Raw genomic sequence first — 19,232 nt, 5'->3', positions numbered from 1 at the left:
TTTTATTTGTTGGTTTTCTTGGATAACCTGGCGAATACCGCATCCAGGGAACTCTTTTCCACAATGAGTTCCATCAGTCCCCATTCATTATTTACGCTTTCGGCGGCCACGCGCTGCGCGGTTTTCTTTTCCCCGTCGTATCCCAGGCGGAACCGGTATGGGGTGAGCTGCTCCACGGATTTCACGCCTTCCAGCGCCATCAGCGCTTCGGATAGCGGCGGGGAGTCCAGCGTAATCACCAGCGTATTCGGCTCTATGTAGTTGTTAAACATTTCCAGCGATCCGGAAAATACCATCTGGCCTTCTTCGATCATTTTAATTTCCCGGCAGGTGGCCTGTACTTCCGTGAGGATGTGGGTAGACAGTAGTACGGCGCGGTCAGCGGATATCTGTTTGATGAGGTTGCGGACTTCCACGATCTGGTTAGGATCCAGGCCGTTGGTAGGTTCATCCAGCACCACAAATTTCGGGTCGTGTACAATGGCTTGCGCGATGCCTACCCGCTGCTGGTAACCGCCGGAGAGGTTGCGCAGGAGGCGGTCCCTGAAGTGCGCTACGCCACAGCGTTCCAGCGCATCCGCAACGGCTTTTTTCACGCGGGATTTTTCTACCATGCGGAGGTCCGCACAGTAGGTGAGGTATTCTTCTACGGTGAAGTCGTAATGCAGCGGCAGTTTCTGCGGCATAAAGCCTATATTCTTTTTGGCCTCCACCGGATTATCTTTCAGGTTAACACCGGCGATATACACTTCGCCTTTGGTTTGTTTTAATACGCCACAAATGATGTTCATGGTCGTGGACTTACCGGCTCCGTTAGATCCAAGCAGGCCAACAACGCCCTGACCGTTGATCTCAAAATTTATATCTCTTACCGCCCATTGCGCTGCGTAGCGGTGAGATAAGTTTTCAACTTTTACGATGGTGTTTTCCATTCATTACGGATTGTTTATTCAATAATATAGCAGGCATAGGCGTGGCCTACACGATGCTGGTGTGTTTTAAGATGCAGGGAATAAAGGCGGCGACCTGCTTTTTCAATCCCGGGGACTTTACGCCCCCGGGTGAAAAGGATAGTCAGGATCAATAGGTCGCATTCGCGATAGCGCGAACGTCAATGTTGTATTTGGACTTAAAGTAGGTTACCAAAAAATCGAATTTCTGTTTGATAAGCGGATACTTCAGGAACGGTTCCATTTGTGCATCCGTTCTGGTTGTCAGGTGGAAAAGATAAGCGCCCGCGTCTGAAGACTGCGCCGTACCCCAGGAAAACGTTCCATAGTACCACTCCTGCGCAGCGCCGTTGAAGGTACTGTAACTGGCCGGGAGAAAACCCCTTTGCCGGAAGGCTTCCAAATTGGCGGGCGTATTCGGCGTTGCAGGCGTAGTCACGTAATCCGTCAGCTTGTAAAACGCAGCCGGTATTTCGATGATCTTGTTTTGCAGGTAATAGTTCCAGATAGCGCCGGTGAATATATTCTTACGTTTCACCTTATCGGCCGGCGTCATTTTCCGCAGGGAGTCGTTCATGCCGGCAAAGCAGATGGCTTTATCGATCACCTTGTAATCGGAGTACAGGTACTCCATTCCGGGAGGGTAACCCGGACCCCTATACGTTTTAATGGTATCTGCCAGCAGCACGCGGTAAGGGATGCCCTGTGCTTTTTTGAAGGAGTCCGGCAGGAATTTCAGCCAGATGTCATCGAGGAAGTTGAGCATATCCATCACGTATTCCGGTTTGCCCAGTACGGCGGTATCTATCTTGGAGAAGGCGCCGCCGGTGGAAGGCACCCACACGAAATCCTTCTGGGTAAATACATACAGGAAGTAGGACCCGTAGGTATCGTAGAGTTGCTGAATCCTGTCGTTGGCGGCCGCGGAGGCATTGCCCTGGGGCAGCTGGTAGTCATGTGCGACGGGTGCCGGAGGGCCTATCTTTTCGTCTTTCTTACAGGCAAAAAACAGTACACTGCAGATACAACCGATAATTAATCTATGTTTCATTTTATGATTGATTGGGTTGTGAGATATTATTGTCCGATCCTGTCCGGCGCCATGCCTGAAGGATTTTGTTTCAATGCCGGGTTCCTCGTCAGCAAGCTGGTAGCGAAAGGCAGCGTGTAGGCCGGGTCCTTTTCCGCCAGCTTGTATTGCAGGATAGGCTCGCCCAGCTCATGCTGGTAACGGTGCGTGATGCTTGGCATACCGTAGCGGCGAAGGTCGAACCAGCGGAAGTTTTCAAAGCAGAATTCCTTGCGGCGCTCTTCCCGCACTGCCAGCAGCAGCGTGGCTTTATCGGAAACTGCTATATCCGTATAGCCGGGGATGCGCTTGCGGCGCAGGTTATTTAAATCCGCCACAGCTTCGGATAATTTGCCCAGCTGCACATAGGCTTCCGCCCTGTTGAGCAGCGCTTCCGGGGTACGCAGCGTTTGCCCGAGGTCAGCGCCGGTAGGCAGTTTGATCACCAGCGGGGTGAAGGTCGCAGGCTGCACCTGGATGCCTTTGGTAATCCGCACATCGGCCGGGTCGAAGCTGGCCCTGAACGCGGGAGCAGGTACGTAGGTAGATTGGTTCGGCTGCGTGTTACCGCCAAACAACCACTCTACTTCCGGGTTGGCGTAGGTAAGCCAGGCGCTGGCCTCCATGGCAGTCAGGTCAGCCAGTACGCCGCCCTGGTCAAATACCTTGTTGGCTTCTTCCACGGCTTCGTTATATTTTTCCATGTAGAGGTACACCCTGGACAGCAGGATATGGATGGCCGGCTGATTGATATGATAATCCTTGCGGACGATGGGCAGCGGATCCATGAGGCTGGCGGCCAGCTTCAGGTCGCTCACTACCTGGTCGTACACTTCCTGCACCGTGTTTTGGTTCAGGGGCTTGTCCGTCATGCCGGAATTGAGTTTCAGCGGCACGCAAAGCGACTGCGGGTGGTAGTTATACGGTTCCCCGTAGAGGTTTGCCAGGCGGAAGTAATAGAAGGCCCTTACGGCCAGCGCTTCTGCCTTTACACGGGCTTTATCCTTATCGGAGCCGATGGCGTTATCAATGTTTTCCAGGACGGCATTACATCCCATGATCCATTTGTAATAGCCGGCGTAAGGCGTATTGGCCGGGTCTTCGCTGATGTAGTCCCCTACCCCGTTCATATCGGCCTGCTTGGGCTGCCAGGTATAGGTGAGGTAATTGTATTTGGCGTCGTACTGGCCCACGGGCGACTCCTGGCCGTTTGCGTACTCGATGAACAGGTCCACGTCGTCATCCATAAAATACACCATGTTCATCGGTTCGGAATTGTTCATATATCCGGAACCTATCAGCAGCTCGCGGTAGTCGATCGCTGTTTTCGGGATCACTTCACTCTGCGATTTTTCTTCCAGGAATTTGCTGCAGCCTGAAAGGGTCAGCAGCCCTGTAACACCAGCTAATATTAATGATTTGAGTTTCATGCGCTATTGTTAGAGTGTCATGTTAAAAGAAATAGATGCCATTCTGCGTGCAGGCCAGCCTGCGGTTTCAGGATCGTATCCTCTCCATTTTTTATCGAAAGTGAGGAGGAAAGGATTCGTGAGGCTCACCGCTGTACTCAGGCGTTTGATACGTACTCTTTTCAGCAATACCGGGTCAAACTCGTAGTTGAGCGAGAGGGAACGGCAGCGGATAAAGTCGGCATTGGCCGTCATGAAATCAGACATGTTGAATAACGTATATGGAGATACGCCGAGGCCCGGGTTTAATGTCGGCAGGTTGATTTCGATGTAGCGCGGGTTACCTGGCGGCACGGCCGGGATATTGGTGTACAATTCATCGCCCGGTTGCTTCCAGCGGTCCTTCAGGATGCGCGGCACATTTTGCTCCGGCGTAGGCGCGCCGCTGGCGTTATAGTAGGAAGGCACCCTTTTGGTAGCGCCAAACGCCATGGCAAACTGCGCGTAAAAAGTGATGTTCTTATAACGCAGGCTGGAATTGAAGCCACCCGTGAAGTCCGGCTCGAGCTTCCCTGATTTCACGAGGAAGTCCAGGTCGTTGGCAGTAGGCTTGATGTCCATGTAATTAAACATCGGTATGCCGTTGTTATGGTTCAGGCCTGCGAAGGAGTAGGAATAGAAAGTAGAGTATGCTTCCCCGTTAACGATGGCGGTACCGTTCAGGAAGTCTTCTCTTGAATTGGTCCTTTCATTCTGCGTGAGTTTATTTTTTGCTTTACCCGTGTTCACAGATACCTGCCAGGTAACGTCTTTTGTTTTTACCGGCATCACGCTGATGATGAGGTCATAGCCAATATTTTCCATCCGGGAGCCGAATACGGTAGCGGCGCTCATACCGTTTTCCACCGGCACCTGGCGGGAAGCCAGTACATCGCTCACTTTGCCGTAGTAGTTGGCGGTAGCGTTCAGGCGGCCGTTCCAGAAGGATAAGTCCACCCCGAAGTTGTAGGACTTTGTTTTTTCCCAGCCCAGGTCCGGATAAGGCAGGGACTTAATGTTGAGCGTATATTGTTTGAAGATATTGCTCAAACCACCGTCTGTAGCGATCAGGTAAGGGGAAACCGCTTCCACCGCATTACCCTGGTAGCCATAGGTGGCAGAAAGGTCGAACGCATTCAGCCAGGTTTGGGAACTCATGAAGTTCTCATTGGCCAGGCGCCATCTACCACCCACAGACCAGGTAGGTTGGAATCGTTTATTTTTATCCTGCCCGAAGCGATTGGACGCATCAAGGCGGGAGTTGAAGTTGAAGATATACCGGGAGTCGTAGCTGTACACCGCGGTAATGTATTCGCTCAGGAAGTTGCTGCGCTGGTTGGTGATGCCGGAATTAGTGCGCATCAGGTCATTCAGGTTATCCGCGTTCTGACGGGTGATCAGCGCAGGCAGCAAGGGCACGGGAGCATAGCTTTCCCCGCGGTAGCGCAGGTAACCGTAGCGGGTATCCTTGTTGGATTCCAGCAGGCTGGACCTGGCTTCGATACCGCCCTGTAAGGTGATGTTGTGTTTGAGGCCAATGAAGCGGTTATATACCAGGCTGTTTCGGAAGGTATAGCCGGTGTTGCTGGCATTCTCAAATTGCGCGATACCACCGAAAGGCAGGCGGCTGCCCAGTTCCTCCGGGGAGTTGGCCAGCACGGTACCAAATTCATATCCCCTTGTCTGGGTGATATAGTAGGACAGCTCCGTGGCGTAGGACTTGCCGGTGGAAGTGGCGGATGAATAGGACAGTAAGCCCTGGTATTCCAGTCCTTTCGCGATTTCATAACGTACATCCAGCGTAGAAGCGAGCGTGGTAGATGTGTTTTTATTACCGGTGTTGTTCAGCTCATTCTGGATGTTGTAGAGATAGGAGAATTTATTCGGATAGACGGTACTGCCTTCACCCAGTTTTTCGTGGTAGAAGAAAGTGCCGTCGTCGTTATACATCGGGATGGTGCGGGAAGTATTGTACGCGTAATCAAAAGGATTTACGCCGTAGGCAAAGCCATTGGTTTCCCTGAAAGTACCGTTCAGCAGGAAGTTCACCGTTAGGCGGTTCCCAAAACGGAGGGTGGTGTTGGAAGAAGCAGAGAAGGTAGTGAGGTCGTTGCCTTTGGCTTCCCCTTTCTGCTGTTGCATGCTCAGCGAGGTTCTGTTGGTAATTTTTTCAGAGCCGCCGGAGATGCTCACGCTGTGGTTCTGGTTAAAGGAATTGCGGAAGAGTAATTTAAACCAGTCCGTATTCTGTTGTTCCAGTTTCCGGTATTGTTGCAGATAGGTATTGTAGTCAATCTGTTTGGATTGCAGCTGCTGGATGAGGGCCGCGTAGCCGATGGGCAGCAGGGTGTTGGTATAGCTGTCGCGCCCCTCGTACATCTCTTTTGAAAACTGCATTAACTCCTGGGAGTTCATCAGGTCGAACATGCCATAGTCAGGCCTTTGGCCTATACTAAGGTTATTATTGTAAGACACGGAGAGCGTTCCGGGGCGGGCTTTCTTAGTGGTTAGCACGATCACGCCGTTGGCTGCCTGGGAGCCATATATCGCTGTTGCGGAGGCATCCTTCAGGACAGTGATGGTTTCGATATCGTTCGGGTTCAGCCAGGAGATGGCGTTGGACGCGAGCAGGCGCAGTTCTTTTGCGTCGCCGGCGAGGGAGCCGTTACCGTTGGGGATGGGCAGGGGATCGCGCTGGATCACGCCATCTACCACCCAGAGGGGCTCCTGGTTGCCGAGCAGCGTGGAGGTACCACGGATGCGGATTTTAGGAGCAGCGCCTACCTGGCCGGATTGTACCATTACGGACATGCCCGGCACTACGCCTTGCAGCATCTGGTCGATGGTGGTTTCCCCGGCGACCTTGATGGAGTCCGCCCGGATGGAGTACACTGCGCCTACGTATTTATCCTTGTTTACATTCATATAACCGGTTACTACTACGTTGTTCATTTCATAGTCTTTCCGGTTGAGGGTGATATTCATCACGAGGTTATTCCCGTCTGTGACGAGCAGGGAGCTGCTTTGTTCCTTTTTGGCGGCGAAGGCGGTATAGCCGCCGGCGGACTGGCGCACTACGATCTCCATGGGTTCGAAGCCGAGCATGGTTATCTGCAGGACGGCATCTTCCGGCAGGTGGGTGAAGTAAAACGATCCATCGCTGGAGGTGATTGTTCCTTTACTGGTGCCTTTGATGCGGACGGACACGCCTGGCAGCAGTTCGCCTGCGCTTGTGCGGATAACGCCGGAGATGCTGATGGGCGGCGCGGCTACCGGTGTGGCGGCCGGTTTGCGGGAGAGTACGATGGTTTTGTCTTTTATCAGGTAGGTGACGGGGAGGTCTTTCAGGATTTCGTCCAGGAGTTCCTCCAAGGCCATATCCTTAGCGGAAAGGGAGACTGTTTCCGATTCACTGAGGACGTTGCTGTTACTGAACACTACATAGCCCGTTTGTTGTTTGATGGCGGCAAATACTTGTTTGATAGGTATAGTTTTACCTGATAACGTAACGGATTGGGCGTGTCCTGCGGCTGAAACCTGCAGGATGGCCATTGTTAATAGAATAATGGTAAGACGCATAGCGAGGCAGATTTTGGTAAGGCCACGACGCTTCCCTGCATAATCAGGGGGCCAATAGCGTTTTTTTTGCATAAATTGCATGAGATTTGGTTGTTTAATAAATGAGAATTGCAAAAGACCATTTTGAAATAACTGAGTCGTTTAACCGTCGCGGCCGGAATCCGTGGCGGTTTTTTACTTCGTTAAATTTTTCAGGCAATATTCTTCCCAGCCGGTATTTCCGGCCTTTTATTTTTACATTCCTATACTGTTATTACATTATTTATTCAATACAATCAGCTTCCGTCCTTCCACTCTAAAGTCGACTTCCGTTCTCTTTAAAATCTCTAATAAATCTGCCAAAGCTATTTGCCGGCTCATCTCCCCGATAAACCGGGTCTGCGGTATGCCATTTTCATATACAACTTCGATATCGTACCAGCGTTCCAGTTGGCGCATCACTTCTTCGAGGCTGGCGCCGTCGAAGTTGAAGAGGCCATTTTTCCAGGCCATTACCTTTTCCATATCTGCCTTTTGCGTGAGGCTGACCTGTTGATTGGCGACGGCGGCCTGTTGACCGGGTTTCAGCACGACGCTGGCGGTTTTGCCGTTGGGCAGGGCCATTACCCGCACGCTGCCTTCGGCGAGGGTGGTACGTACGGCGGCTTCGTTCGTGTATGCGTTTACGTTAAAGGAGGTGCCGAGTACTTCAATGGCGGCCTTATCTCCTACGGCTACGAAGAAGGGACTGTTGGCATTCTGCGCGACTTCAAAAAATACTTCGCCGGTGACCTCCACTCTTCTTTCGTTGGCAGCGAAGGTGGTAGGGTACCTGATGGAGCTGGCAGCGTTGAGCCATGCCCGGGTACCGTCGGGCAGGGTTACCTGGAACTGCCGTCCTTTGGGCGTAGTCATGGTATTAAATTCCAGTGCGCCGTTTTTGCTGGCTGTTGGATCATAGATCAGCTCACCGGAGCCGAGTATCACGGAGGCGCCTTGCTGGCTGGCGATTACGCCGCTGTGCATACTGTCGAGAATAAGCTGGCTGCCGTCCGCGAGGGTGAGCACAGCGCCGGAGGTACCGGGCTTGATGTCCGCCTGGTGCATGGCCAGTTCACGACTGATATTTTTCTGATGGCCGGACCAGAAGTAAGCGCCGCCTGCCACCAGGAGCACCGCTGCTGCGGCCGCCCAGCCCCATTTTTTCAGGGAGCGGTAGGAGCGCACCGGGATCACCGGCGGTTCAGCGAATGCAGGAACGGCCTGGCTGATCTGTTGGATGATCCTGTTGGAATCATAAGCGTATAGTCGTTGCAGATGTGCTGTCAATCGCCTTTCGTCCGTCATCTCTTCAAAAAGAGCGCGGTTGGTATCGGAATCGTTGGTCCATTCCGTTAGTACCTGCTGTTCTTCAGCGGTCAGGCTGTTATCCAGGTATTTACCGATCAATTCGGCGATATAATGACTTTTTTCCCTCATGATATACTAGTAAAACAACTATCTCTTCATTATATACCGGTCCGTTTTAAAAATTTTTTTAGCGGTCCAGTATGGACAGGGCTGCAATAAGCATGGGTAGGGAAAGTAACTTGTTTTTAAGGATGGCGGTGCGCAGCAATGCCACGCCTTTGGCTTTTTGGTTAAGCACCGTCTGGTAGGCCATATTAAGTTCGCTGGCGATTTCGGAAGCCGAGCGGCCTTCCAGGATGGAGAGTCGTACCACCTGCCGGCATTGTGGCGGCAGCTTTTCAATTTCCCGGTGGATGTGCTGCATGACTTCCGAGCGGATATAGGCATGTTCCACATCGGCGGAGAACCGCTCCCCTGCTTCGCCGAGGGCGTGATGGATATCACTGTGGCGTTTTGCGGCCTTCAGGTAATTGAGGGCAGCATTTTTGGCGGCGGTGTATAAAAAAGATTTCAACTGACCCAGGGTGGGAAAATTTTCTCTTTGCTGGAAGGCTTTAATGAAGCATTCGGAAACGATATCTTCAGCGGCCATGGTATCGCCGGTCAGCTGGTCGGCAAAGAAGCACAAGGCTTTCTGGTAGCGGTTATACACTTCCAGTAATGCCAGGCGTTCCCCCCGCTGAAAAGATTGGATCAGTTCTAATTCCCCGTGTGCTTCTATGGTTGACAATTTTAATATTTAGGTGTACAGGGAGTTACAAACGCAGGTATAAAAGGAAGATTTTGCGTGTATGGGCAAAATTGATGAAAAACAAATCTAAGAAGGAAAAATTTAAAATTGTAGAGAAAGGGGGAATAATTGATGGAGATTATCTAATACGGGATGGGAGGCAATGGCGGGTCATGGGCTCCCTGATCCTGCCCAACAGGGAGCTGACAGTTGAAGAGTGCGACGCAACGATGTTTAACAGGATTCCCTGCGCTGGGTTCCCCCCTCTTCTTATTTGGTTTAACTGCACCTTATCAGGTAGCGAGGTCGATGGGCAGGGTGTAGATGCGTTTTCCTGTGGCCTGGTAAATGGCGTTGCAAAGCGCCGGCGTAAACGGCGGCACTGGCGGCTCGCCGATACCTGTTGGTTTGGCGGCGCTTTCCACGATGTGCACATGAATTTGCCCCGGGGATTCCGGCATGCGGATGATCTGGTAGCCATCGAAGTTGTTTTGCTCCACCTGCCCGTTTTTCACGGTGATCCTGCTTTTGAGGGCGAGGCTGGCAGAGAATTGGGCGCCGCCTTCGAACTGGGATTTGATGCGGTCTACATTCACTGCCAGGCCGCAATCTACCGCGTAGTACACATTGGGAATGGTGATTTTATTATTGGCGTCTACCTGTACTTCCACCACGCAGGCGACGTAGGTCAGGAAGCTCCTGTGGGCGGCGAAGCCGAGCGCGGAACCTTTGGGCATGGACTTCCCCCAGCCGGATTCCTTTGCTACGCGGCGGATGACCTCTTTCATGCGGGCGGTTTCCCAGGGGTAATTGGCGATATCTTCCCCGTAGTTTTGGTAGGTAGTTTTGACCAGTTCTTCGTTGAAGGTGATGTTACGGTCTTCCCCGAGCAGCTCCAGCGCGTTGGCTACCGGGTCCACTCCCCTGGCTTCCGCTACTTCGTCTAACATGGTAGCGACGGCGAAGGCCTGCGGGATATTGCGTACTGACCTCAGCCAGCCTATGCGCAGGTGGGCTTTGGCGTCGTGGGTTGTGACGTTGATATTAGGCACATCGTATGGGAAGTCGGTGGCGCCGAGCCCCAGTTCCCCATCGCTGGGTTGCAGTACGGCTGCATCTTCCGTCGCAGAAATGGAGGGATAGGCGATGTGATGCTCCCAGCCGCTCAGTTTATTTTCATTATCGATCGTGGCCACGACGCGTTGCACGCTCAGCGCATGGAAATAATCGAAATGAATATCGTCTTCGCGGGTCCATTGCACTTTTACGGGCAACCCGGATTCCTTTGCCAGCAGGGCCGCTTCGACGATGAAGTCCGGCTTGGATTTGCGGCCGAATGCACCGCCGAGCAGGGTTATATTCACCCGTACTTTGTCGACCTGGAAACCCAGCGCTTCCGCTACCGCTTCCCGCGCTCCCTGCGGATTTTGTGTGCAGGCCCAGATTTCGCAGCTGTCATTTTTCACCACGGCGAGGGCTGTGGGCGGCTCGAGGGTGGCGTGGGCGAGATAAGGCGCTACGTAGGTATGATCGATTACTTTTTTGGCAGCGGCTTTTGCCGCCTGGAAGTTGCCTCGTTTCCTGCGGATGGTACCGTTTTTCGTTACCTCCTGTTTCAGCTCTTCGATCTGTTGGGCGGAATCGTAGGTGGCGTTGGGCCCCAGGTCCCACTCTACTTCCAGGAGGTCGCGGGCTTTGATGGCGGCCCAGGTATTATCCGCGATCACGGCTACGCCGCTGAGAGGTTTGCGCAGCGTGGCCGGCAGGCCGGGGCCTTTGATGGCGATTACTTTGATAACGCCTGGAATGGCGCGGGCTTTCGTGTCGTCGAAGGATTTTACTGCGCCGCCGATAACGGGGCATCTTTTAATGACGGCGATTTTCATGCCCTCTGTGGCGGCATCGATGCCGAAGACGGCTTTGCCGGTAACGATATCGTGCAGGTCTACGATAGGCGTTTCCTTACCTATCAGGTTGAACTGGCTGTTGTCTTTTAATTTGATTTCGGTTATTGCGGGAACGGGTAATGATTTAGCCGCTTCCACGAGTTCTCCGAAATCCAGTTTTTTGCCGGAGTTTCTATGGAGGACTTTCCCATTTTCGGTGTCGCATTCTTCTGCAGGAACTTGCCAGCGTTGGGCTGCGGCCCTTATCAGCAGCAGCCTGGCGACGGCGCCGGCTTCGCGCATGGGTTTATAGAACTGCCGGATGGAAAAGGAGCCATCGGTATTCTGGTTGCCGTATTTTTTCTCATCCCCTACCGCCTGGATGATGCGAACGTTTTTCCAGTCGGCCCCCAGTTCGTCCGCCACGATCAGCGGAAGGGAGGTCCGGATGCCCTGCCCCATTTCGGAACGATGCGCGACGATGGTTACGACGCCATCTGAGCCAATTTGCAGGTACACGTTGGGCGCGATGCTTATTATTTTTTTACCTTTTTCGTTACAGCTAAAAAAGCTGACGCCCAGTACGAGGCCGCCGGTCAGCAGGCCGCCCACCTTGAGGAAATCCCTCCTGGAAGCGCTGAAAATTTCGGTGCTGATGTTGCTGTCTTTCTTCTTTTGAAAAGGAGCGAATATTTTCATGGAATGTACGCTGGTTAAGGATGGAGAAATTATTTGGCTGCTGCTGTAATGGCGGCCTTGATGCGGTTATAGGTACCGCATCTGCAAAGGTTGCCTTGCATGGCCTGTTCGATTTCCTGTGCGGAAGGGTGTGCGTTCTTTTTCAGCAGGGCTGCCGCGTTCATGATCTGGCCGGTTTGGCAGTAGCCGCATTGCGGTACAACGAATTTTTCCCAGGCTTGTTGTAAAGGGTGATCTCCCTCTTCGGACAATCCTTCGATCGTGGTGATTTTGGCGTCGCCAACTGCGGAGATGGGATAGCTGCAGGAACGGATGGCATCATCGTTCAGGTGGACGGTGCAAGCGCCGCAGAGGGCCTTGCCGCAGCCGAATTTAGTGCCTTTGAGGCCGATGATATCCCGGAGTACCCATAACAATGGCATGTCTTCCAGCACGTCTACTTCGTGCTTTTTGCCATTTACCTGAATTGAATATTTAGCCATAGCGTTGGATTGTCAGAGGTGAGCAAATCTAAATTTAATTTAAGGCATTCGGTTAAGAAAAAGAAATGAAATGTGGGGAGTGGCGACATGGGTAACGGGGAGGGATATGGGAAATGTTTGGAGGAGTGCGGGCTTGAGCAGGATTAGCGGTGTAACGCCTGCCGGGGGTGGTAATCCCGACAGGCGTCTTTATTTATGGTTGGTATGCATTTTTATGCATGCATTATCGCCATTGCTTCTTTTTCCAGCTCTGTAGCGGGAGCCGGCTGCTGATGTTTTTCACCGAAGGTGACGAAGCTCAGACCGAGGTTGACTGCCAGCAGTCCAACGCTCATCCAAACTACGTGGTGCACGCCGAAGTTGGCGATGATCAGTCCACCGAGCATGGTACCGAGGGAGATGCCGATATTATAGCAGGAGGTGAGCAGGCTGTTCACAAATTCCAGCGCGCTGTGCGGAACAGAGCGGGTGGTGCGGATGTTTCCGATGAGGAAACCGCCGGTATGAATGGCGCCCCATAAGGAAAGCAGGATGACCATTGGCACAAACAGGCCGCCGAACATATAAGCGAGGATCTGCACGATGATCAGCGCTGTAAAGAATACGCGGGTGGTGAGCATGACGTTTTTACTCAGGGCCTTGCCTGTAAGCCAGTTGCCCAGTACGCCCATACCGCCGAAGAGGAGCAGCATGACGCTGATTTGGGTGCCGTTCATGTGGGTGATCTTTTCCATATAGGCGGCCAGGTAACCGTAGCTGGAAAACATTCCGGCGAGCATCAGGATGGTGGAAATTAAATTCAACCATAACAGCGGGCTTTTTAATACATACAGCTGGCTATCCCCTGCCGACTTCCTGGTGGCCGGCATGGATGGTACATAAAATACCAACCCGAGGAATGCGATCAGGCTGACGAAGCTCGCCAGGAAGAAAGACGCCTGCTAGTTGCTGAAGAATTCAGCTGCGTAGGTGGTGATCGGTACGCCCATTACCGTGGCGATGCTTACGCCGGACATCACGATGGATACTGCCTTGCTGCCTGATTCCTTGAAAGCCGCCGCCAGGGAGATGTTCCAGAAGAGCGGGTGCAGGAAGGCCGGCAGTACGCGGGCAATCATCAGTACGGTGAAGTTGGGTGCGAATGCCGAGAGGATGTTGGATACAACAAATACCGCCAATACCAATGACATCAGCAGTTTGCGGTTGATGTTGGTCGTGAGTGCCGTTATGAACGGAGAAGATACTGCTACTGTCAGCGCAAACGCACTAAGGAGCCAGCCCGCCGTTTCCAGGGACACCTTAAACACCTGTGCCAGATTGGGCAATACGCCGATAACGCCGAATTCTGTAGTGATAATGCCGAAAGCTCCAAGAGCCATTGCGTATATTGACTTTTTCATGGGATGTTAGTTTGAAATATTTGAATGTATCTATATAATAAGGGTGATGAGATTGTTTTCCTGGTGTTTAAAGAAAAATTAGCCTCTCAGGAAGTTCAGGCTGGCGATGTAGTCGGCCAGGACATCCTGGTTTAAGATGTATTTGATATTCCTTCCTTCTTTTTCGGGTATGAGGAGGTCGGCCTCTACCAGTTGTTTCAGGTGGTGTGAAACGGAAGGTTGGGTAAGGTCCAGCATTTCGGTTATCTCTGCACAGTACAAACATCCCTGCTTTTTCCTGATTTGCTGCAGGATGGTGATCCTGCTGGCGTCGCTGAGGGCGCGGGATATTTTTTCAAATTTCTTGTTGTCCATTCGGGGAATAGATTGATTCCGGGGCAAAGATAGGGGAAATATAGAAAGATGTAAATGTTTCTATGGGAAATGATAATGGGGTGACAGAGGGGGATTTTTTTTGGGGGGGTGGGTTGGGGAGATTGAAAATTGATGAGGTTGGGTTGTTTTGGAGATGAGGATCTGGCAGGATTATATAGCTGAAGTAACCTGGGGCGATTGCTTAGTAGAGCAATGCTACCTGGATCGTATAGCAAATGTAATGATGTGAGTATGAGCTGGAGTAACTGTAAAATCCTTACGCTATTTCATATTATTAGCAAAAGTAAGCGTGTCGAAAAAAATCGTCAGAGAGGTGAGTTTGCCATTGCCAATTGTCCAGTATTCCGCTACATTCCCGTTTATTTGGCGCCATTTGGAAAGATGAAGTCATAATTACCGATTACACTGGCCTTATCCCCTTCCACAATCATTTGCTGGACACGCATACTTTCAAATCGTTGTGAAAAGCGCCTGATAACTTCAATATAGGCCTGCTTCCCTACTACAGGGCTTGGGTTCGTCATATCCCCACCGATGAACCGGAAGTCGTCCGATAAGGTAAGTTCCCAATTTTCTTTCCTGGAGAAACCGTTGTAATAGGCCTCCAATAGCTTTTTTGGTTCAAATGGATTTTCCATGATCAGTTAGTTTCAAAATGGATAAATTTGTTATTGCAAAATACAATAACAAATATAAAAAGAAATTGCAAAATGCAATAACTTATTTTTTTATGGAAAACAAAAGATCGGATTGCCCTATCAGCTGTTCTCTGGAGGTTTTTGGCGATAAATGGTCGTTATTGATCATTCGCGACATCATGTTAAGAGGTAAGGTATCCTTTAGCGAATTTTTGGCCTCTGAAGAAAAGATAGCGACCAACATACTCGTCAACAGACTGAACCTTTTAGAATCGGAGAAAATTTTGGTAAAAGAAGTTTCGCCTTTAAACAAGTCGAAGTTTGTATATAGTCTTACTCAAAAAGGCGCGGATCTGCTACCCATCGTCATTGAAATAATGGATTGGGGTGCGAAGTACAATAAGAATTGCCCGAGGAAAGAGCTGGGTAAGCGTATTATGACGGATAAGCCGGCGGTTATTAAGGAGTTGGGGTTGGAATTGAAGAAGAGGATAAAGTAGAGGTAGTTAGTGAGAAGGCGATGGTTGGTAGTTTTTGGGGAGAGGGAGTGTATGGATTAGTGGCTGGTCTTCACTTTAATTCGTACAGTATTACAGGCCTGCCTAAACGCAAAGGCGATTGAAGAACCGCCTTTGCTTAAGGAATGATAAGATAATCCCAACCTATTTCTTTGCCGGCCTGAGATCAAGGATTTGAATATTCCTGAAGTCCACCGGCTGCCCTTCGCTTTGTAAAGCGATGTACCCTTCCGACAACAGCTTTCCGTCTATTTTCAACTTAGGATCATAGTTATTTACTACACCGCCGCCAATTTGAGGATGCGAATACTGCAATACCGTATCGCCATTAATGATATGGGTGATGAGTGAGTCGCCAAGTACAATCAGTTCTCCCCTCACCCATTGCTCACCGTCATAGGTTTTGGATGAGGACTCAATACAATGCCGCGGGTCCAGTTTCCCTTGATATACCACGTTGGTTCCGGGAGAGCACATGTTGCCGGTGGGCCTGGCATTGCCATCCCCTAGCCCCGCAAGTAGTTGCATTTCCACTGAAATGGGCCAGTCCTGCTCCTTAGGCATGGTGCGTGGATCCTGGGAGTGAAACATCACGCCGCTGTTTAGTAATGTATATTCCGGCGCGGAAGGATACCATTTGCCTACGAAGCGGTACTCGAATTTCAGGTGATAATGCGAGAAGGGTTCTTTATAATAGAGATGGCCGAACTGGTCGTTGAAATCGCCATATTGGTCGTAGCGGACTTTGATGATGCTGTCTTCTACGCGGAAGGTGTTGCCGAAGTTATCGCCGACATCGTGGTGGTGGATTTTTACGATCCAGTCGTTGAGGTCTTTGCCGTTGAAGAGGGGGACCCAGTGGGTTTCTTGTGTGGCCTGCTGGCAGGATAGGGAGAAGAGTAGCGGGAGGAGGAATGTGAGTTTGTTTTTCATGTGGGTGATGTGGATTTTTATGAGATGGGTAAGATAGGGGAAAATGGTGGGAAATAAAAGGTAGGAAAAACAACACAACCTATTTGGCCCTAAATTTAGCTAATTTAGATAGCTGGGATCATCCTAATTTTCCGTAAAATTAAAAACACTAAATTTTATTATATGAATAACAACTCATACTCTTTTGGATATTGCTAAAATAATTAGTATTATTGCCTGAATATTTGACAAATAGAATTTATAAAAATAGTCTCCTTATACAGGATGTTATTTTATAATATCAAATTGATTGATCATGTCCCCGATAAAAAATAAAATAGTAGATATCCAGAGTGATGGAAAAGTATTTGCTGAATTTTTTGCAGGAATAGGCCTTATGAGAATGGGACTAGAGAATGCAGGATGGAATATTGCTTATGCAAATGATATCGATCCATCAAAAGAGTTCATGTATCAGCAACATTTCAATGATAAAGAAAACCATTTCCAATTAGGAGATATACATCAGATTTCAGGCAAATCTATTCCAAAAGTTGATTTAGCCACAGCATCTTTTCCTTGTACTGACCTTTCTCATGCGGGACGTCGAGAAGGGCTTTCTGGTAAGCAATCATCAGCATTTTGGGGGTTTGTAAGAATTCTGGAGGAAATGCAAGAAAATAAGCCTTCAGTGATTTTGTTGGAGAATGTTATTGGTTTCCTAACCTCGCATAATGGAAAAGATTTTCACAGCGCATTGACTGCCCTGAATAAGTTAGGATATGCCGTTGATGCGTTTGTTATTGACGCATCGCATTTTGTTCCTCAAAGTCGCGTTAGGCTGTTTATTGTCGGGAAGCTTGAGCAAAATGACACCGTTGTTGAAGAAAGACAATTATCTTTTTATGAAAGCGAGATTCGCCCAACTAAGTTAGCTAACTTCATATGTGACCATCCAGAAATCAATTGGAACATTAAGTCACTTCCGGCATTGCCAAAACGGAAAATACAGCTTTTGGACATCATTGAAGACCTTCCAGATACAGCAAAAGAATGGTGGAGTGAGGAGCGAGTAGAATATTTACTTAACCAGACGTTTGATCGCCATCGCGTTCTACTTGAGGAAGCTAAGAAGGGTAAGGATTATACCTATTTTACTGCTTTCCGTCGGATTAGGGAAGGAAATTCCATGGCTGAAGTACGTTCAGATGGAATCGCCGGCTGCCTGAGAACTCCTAAGGGTGGTAGTGCTCGACAAATTCTAATTAGAGCCGGGAAAAACAAAATTTCCGTTCGCCTTGTATCACCAAGAGAATGCGCCAGATTAATGGGCGCCGACAATTACACAATAACTGGTAACATTAATCGAGATTTATTTGGTTTTGGAGATGCTGTTTGTGTCCCTGTTGTAACCTGGATCGCCGAAAACTACCTTAACCCCCTGCTGATAAAACTAAAAGAAAACGCGGAAAATCTAGTACTCAATGCAAGCTAATCAACCATTCACTATTTTTGAAAACTGGTACGCTTCCCTAAAATTAGTAAAAGCAAATGGAGGTCCCGCAATTGGCACTATTGCAGCTAGCTTAGTTTTGTTGGATCGTTTAAAAAGAAGTTACGATTTAGAATTGCGTTCTCACCTTGCGGCCGGGGGCGCACAAATTAAAGGAGCTGGTGGCAACGCCGTATCTGCCATCCTTAGAAGCTTTAATGAGAATCGCCCATTTGCACGCGAGGGTGGTCGGACTAATCGTGGCGTGTTGGCTGAAGTTGGACCACTTCTCCAGGCATTAACTACAATGGGGCTGGAAAATTTACCAGAAACTGACCGCAATGAAATACTGACTTCATTTCAAGCGTATCTAGTGGACAGAGTAAGGGATTATCATAACCGCCAAAAACTCAAGCTCGTGTTTGACGCCAAACATTCGACCTGGCAAATCATCCATCAACTGATAAAAGCATCTCAAATTGAAAATAAAGGCGGCCCTGTGGCGCAGCACCTCGTCGGCGCTAAGCTGCAGCTTCGTTTTCCTGACATAGAAATTTCAAACGAGCCTACGAGCGCAGCAGATGCACCTACTCATAGGTTAGGCGATTTTTGTATAAACAACACTGTTTTTCACGTTACTGTCGCACCAATGCTTGCTGTATTTGAAAAATGTCAGCAAAACATAAATCAAGGCTTTAAACCATTCTTACTTGTACCAGACTCAAAGCTTGCGGCAGCAAGGGAATTAGGAGAGCAACTTTGTGAAGGACAAATTGCTGTCGAATCATTAGAATCGTTTATTTCTCAGAACATTGAAGAGTTAAGCACATTCTCAAGCGACCAATTAAAACAAAGTATTGTAAGTCTAGTAAAAACTTATAATAACCGCGTAGATAAAGTCGAGATTGATAAATCCTTAATGATAGAGCTTCCTTCAAATTTAAACCAGTAAATATGGCAGATGTATTTCACAAGAGGCAGCGCAGCGAGGTGATGAGAAAAGTCAAATCTTTTGGTAATGCATCAACCGAATTAAAATTAATACAGCTATTCAAATCAGTAGGCATAAAAGGCTGGAGGAGAAAATATAATCTTTTTGGAAAGCCGGACTTTGCATTTCCTGCATTAAAGGCGGCGGTCTTTACGGATGGCTGTTTTTGGCATGGGCACGACTGCCGTAATACACGCCCCTCACAAAACAAAGAATACTGGATAAAAAAACGTGAACGCAATATCGCTCGTGATAAAGTGGTAAATGAGTATCTGATGACTCGAAGCTGGATTGTCATTAGGGTCTGGGAATGTGAAATTAAAAATGGCACAGCCATTCAGAAACTCACACCATTAATTCCAGCATAAAAAGAATATGCAAAAACGCATCCTACTCTGACAGTTACAATTTATTAAAGCAAAAAAGCCGCTTAAATGCTATATTTAAGCGGCTTTTATATGCTCCTAACTACTTTATTGATAAAAATACTCTTCTTCCGAGACCAAGTGGTACAATTACCATAAACCTAGTTGTTTTTGAGGCACTTCCTTCTTTAAATCATTTTCTGCAATAACGGGAAGTTCCTTACGGAAAGTAGCTGTAGACTTCCCCGAACTTCGGCCATAAGAATTAGAGTTATGAATTGATTCATTAACTTTAATCTTGACCATGAA

17 protein-coding genes are annotated in these 19,232 nt (G+C 49.3%); 4 read left to right on the top strand and 13 right to left on the bottom strand.

Features of this window, described 5'->3' with window-relative positions; genetic code table 11:
• Positions 1-2 precede the first annotated feature (2 nt).
• The 12 genes from BOC67_RS10260 to BOC67_RS10205 form a co-directional block, all read right to left on the bottom strand.
• Complete coding sequence (locus BOC67_RS10260; protein ID WP_291910005.1) at positions 3-932, bottom strand: ABC transporter ATP-binding protein; 930 nt, start codon at positions 930-932, stop codon at positions 3-5.
• A 148-nt stretch (positions 933-1,080) separates the two neighbouring features.
• Positions 1,081-2,001 carry a hypothetical protein gene (locus BOC67_RS10255; RefSeq protein ID WP_291910004.1) on the bottom strand — a complete coding sequence of 307 codons (921 nt, stop codon included), beginning with the start codon at positions 1,999-2,001 and terminating at the stop codon, positions 1,081-1,083.
• A 26-nt stretch (positions 2,002-2,027) separates the two neighbouring features.
• Positions 2,028-3,449: a RagB/SusD family nutrient uptake outer membrane protein gene (locus tag BOC67_RS10250; RefSeq protein ID WP_291910003.1), complete on the bottom strand. Its 1,422-nt coding sequence runs from the start codon at positions 3,447-3,449 to the stop codon at positions 2,028-2,030.
• Between the two features lie 9 nt (positions 3,450-3,458).
• Positions 3,459-7,046 (bottom strand): SusC/RagA family TonB-linked outer membrane protein, encoded by a 3,588-nt coding sequence (locus BOC67_RS10245; protein ID WP_291910001.1) that lies wholly within the window; start codon positions 7,044-7,046, stop codon positions 3,459-3,461.
• Between the two features lie 258 nt (positions 7,047-7,304).
• Positions 7,305-8,504, bottom strand: a complete 1,200-nt coding sequence (locus BOC67_RS10240) for a FecR family protein (protein WP_291910000.1) — start codon at positions 8,502-8,504, stop codon at positions 7,305-7,307.
• A 58-nt stretch (positions 8,505-8,562) separates the two neighbouring features.
• Positions 8,563-9,165 carry an RNA polymerase sigma factor gene (locus BOC67_RS10235; protein WP_291909999.1) on the bottom strand — a complete coding sequence of 201 codons (603 nt, stop codon included), beginning with the start codon at positions 9,163-9,165 and terminating at the stop codon, positions 8,563-8,565.
• A 293-nt stretch (positions 9,166-9,458) separates the two neighbouring features.
• On the bottom strand, positions 9,459-11,750 hold the full coding sequence (locus BOC67_RS10230) for a molybdopterin cofactor-binding domain-containing protein (protein WP_291909997.1): 2,292 nt from the start codon (positions 11,748-11,750) through the stop codon (positions 9,459-9,461).
• A gap of 29 nt (positions 11,751-11,779) precedes the next feature.
• Positions 11,780-12,232: a (2Fe-2S)-binding protein gene (locus BOC67_RS10225; RefSeq protein WP_291909995.1), complete on the bottom strand. Its 453-nt coding sequence runs from the start codon at positions 12,230-12,232 to the stop codon at positions 11,780-11,782.
• A gap of 212 nt (positions 12,233-12,444) precedes the next feature.
• A complete protein-coding gene (locus BOC67_RS10220) occupies positions 12,445-13,101 on the bottom strand; it encodes an MFS transporter (protein ID WP_291909992.1) in 657 nt (218 codons plus the stop codon).
• Positions 13,102-13,173: 72 nt separating this feature from the next.
• Complete coding sequence (locus BOC67_RS10215; protein ID WP_291909990.1) at positions 13,174-13,632, bottom strand: MFS transporter; 459 nt, start codon at positions 13,630-13,632, stop codon at positions 13,174-13,176.
• Between the two features lie 78 nt (positions 13,633-13,710).
• Complete coding sequence (locus BOC67_RS10210; RefSeq protein ID WP_291909988.1) at positions 13,711-13,986, bottom strand: helix-turn-helix transcriptional regulator; 276 nt, start codon at positions 13,984-13,986, stop codon at positions 13,711-13,713.
• Between the two features lie 380 nt (positions 13,987-14,366).
• On the bottom strand, positions 14,367-14,645 hold the full coding sequence (locus BOC67_RS10205; protein ID WP_291909987.1) for a nuclear transport factor 2 family protein: 279 nt from the start codon (positions 14,643-14,645) through the stop codon (positions 14,367-14,369).
• A gap of 92 nt (positions 14,646-14,737) precedes the next feature.
• On the opposite strand from BOC67_RS10205, the gene BOC67_RS10200 reads away from it, so the two are divergent.
• A complete protein-coding gene (locus tag BOC67_RS10200; RefSeq protein WP_291909986.1) occupies positions 14,738-15,145 on the top strand; it encodes a helix-turn-helix domain-containing protein in 408 nt (135 codons plus the stop codon).
• Between the two features lie 162 nt (positions 15,146-15,307).
• Here BOC67_RS10200 and BOC67_RS10195 read toward each other — a convergent pair whose 3' ends face one another.
• Complete coding sequence (locus tag BOC67_RS10195) at positions 15,308-16,096, bottom strand: DUF1080 domain-containing protein (protein WP_291909984.1); 789 nt, start codon at positions 16,094-16,096, stop codon at positions 15,308-15,310.
• Positions 16,097-16,391: 295 nt separating this feature from the next.
• Between BOC67_RS10195 and BOC67_RS10190 the strand changes: the two genes are divergently transcribed.
• From BOC67_RS10190 to BOC67_RS10180, 3 genes are read left to right on the top strand one after another with little or no spacing between them, the layout of a single operon-like run.
• Positions 16,392-17,570: a DNA cytosine methyltransferase gene (locus BOC67_RS10190; RefSeq protein ID WP_291909983.1), complete on the top strand. Its 1,179-nt coding sequence runs from the start codon at positions 16,392-16,394 to the stop codon at positions 17,568-17,570.
• On the top strand, positions 17,560-18,519 hold the full coding sequence (locus BOC67_RS10185) for a DUF4928 family protein (RefSeq protein ID WP_291909982.1): 960 nt from the start codon (positions 17,560-17,562) through the stop codon (positions 18,517-18,519). Before BOC67_RS10190 ends, BOC67_RS10185 begins: the two co-directional genes overlap by 11 nt.
• 2 nt (positions 18,520-18,521) lie before the next feature.
• Positions 18,522-18,926: a very short patch repair endonuclease gene (locus BOC67_RS10180; protein WP_291909980.1), complete on the top strand. Its 405-nt coding sequence runs from the start codon at positions 18,522-18,524 to the stop codon at positions 18,924-18,926.
• Positions 18,927-19,232: the final 306 nt, after the last annotated feature.

It is taken from the genome of Chitinophaga sp. CB10, from assembly GCA_001870995.2.
Lineage (GTDB): Bacteria > Bacteroidota > Bacteroidia > Chitinophagales > Chitinophagaceae > Chitinophaga.
This window is presented reverse-complemented; position numbering and strand designations above follow the sequence as displayed.

Bases quoted from the DNA above. Each gene is read 5' to 3' on its own strand.
- BOC67_RS10195 (WP_291909984.1), bottom strand. From the start codon at position 16,096: ATGAAAAACAAACTCACATTCCTCCTCCCGCTACTCTTCTCCCTATCC.
- BOC67_RS10210 (WP_291909988.1), bottom strand. From the start codon at position 13,986: ATGGACAACAAGAAATTTGAAAAAATATCCCGCGCCCTCAGCGACGCC.
- BOC67_RS10180 (WP_291909980.1), top strand. From the start codon at position 18,522: ATGGCAGATGTATTTCACAAGAGGCAGCGCAGCGAGGTGATGAGAAAA.
- BOC67_RS10260 (WP_291910005.1), bottom strand. From the start codon at position 932: ATGGAAAACACCATCGTAAAAGTTGAAAACTTATCTCACCGCTACGCA.
- BOC67_RS10215 (WP_291909990.1), bottom strand. From the start codon at position 13,632: ATGAAAAAGTCAATATACGCAATGGCTCTTGGAGCTTTCGGCATTATC.
- BOC67_RS10255 (WP_291910004.1), bottom strand. From the start codon at position 2,001: ATGAAACATAGATTAATTATCGGTTGTATCTGCAGTGTACTGTTTTTT.
- BOC67_RS10220 (WP_291909992.1), bottom strand. From the start codon at position 13,101: ATGCCGGCCACCAGGAAGTCGGCAGGGGATAGCCAGCTGTATGTATTA.
- BOC67_RS10230 (WP_291909997.1), bottom strand. From the start codon at position 11,750: ATGAAAATATTCGCTCCTTTTCAAAAGAAGAAAGACAGCAACATCAGC.
- BOC67_RS10250 (WP_291910003.1), bottom strand. From the start codon at position 3,449: ATGAAACTCAAATCATTAATATTAGCTGGTGTTACAGGGCTGCTGACC.
- BOC67_RS10225 (WP_291909995.1), bottom strand. From the start codon at position 12,232: ATGGCTAAATATTCAATTCAGGTAAATGGCAAAAAGCACGAAGTAGAC.
- BOC67_RS10240 (WP_291910000.1), bottom strand. From the start codon at position 8,504: ATGAGGGAAAAAAGTCATTATATCGCCGAATTGATCGGTAAATACCTG.
- BOC67_RS10200 (WP_291909986.1), top strand. From the start codon at position 14,738: ATGGAAAACAAAAGATCGGATTGCCCTATCAGCTGTTCTCTGGAGGTT.
- BOC67_RS10205 (WP_291909987.1), bottom strand. From the start codon at position 14,645: ATGGAAAATCCATTTGAACCAAAAAAGCTATTGGAGGCCTATTACAAC.
- BOC67_RS10190 (WP_291909983.1), top strand. From the start codon at position 16,392: ATGTCCCCGATAAAAAATAAAATAGTAGATATCCAGAGTGATGGAAAA.
- BOC67_RS10185 (WP_291909982.1), top strand. From the start codon at position 17,560: ATGCAAGCTAATCAACCATTCACTATTTTTGAAAACTGGTACGCTTCC.
- BOC67_RS10245 (WP_291910001.1), bottom strand. From the start codon at position 7,046: ATGCGTCTTACCATTATTCTATTAACAATGGCCATCCTGCAGGTTTCA.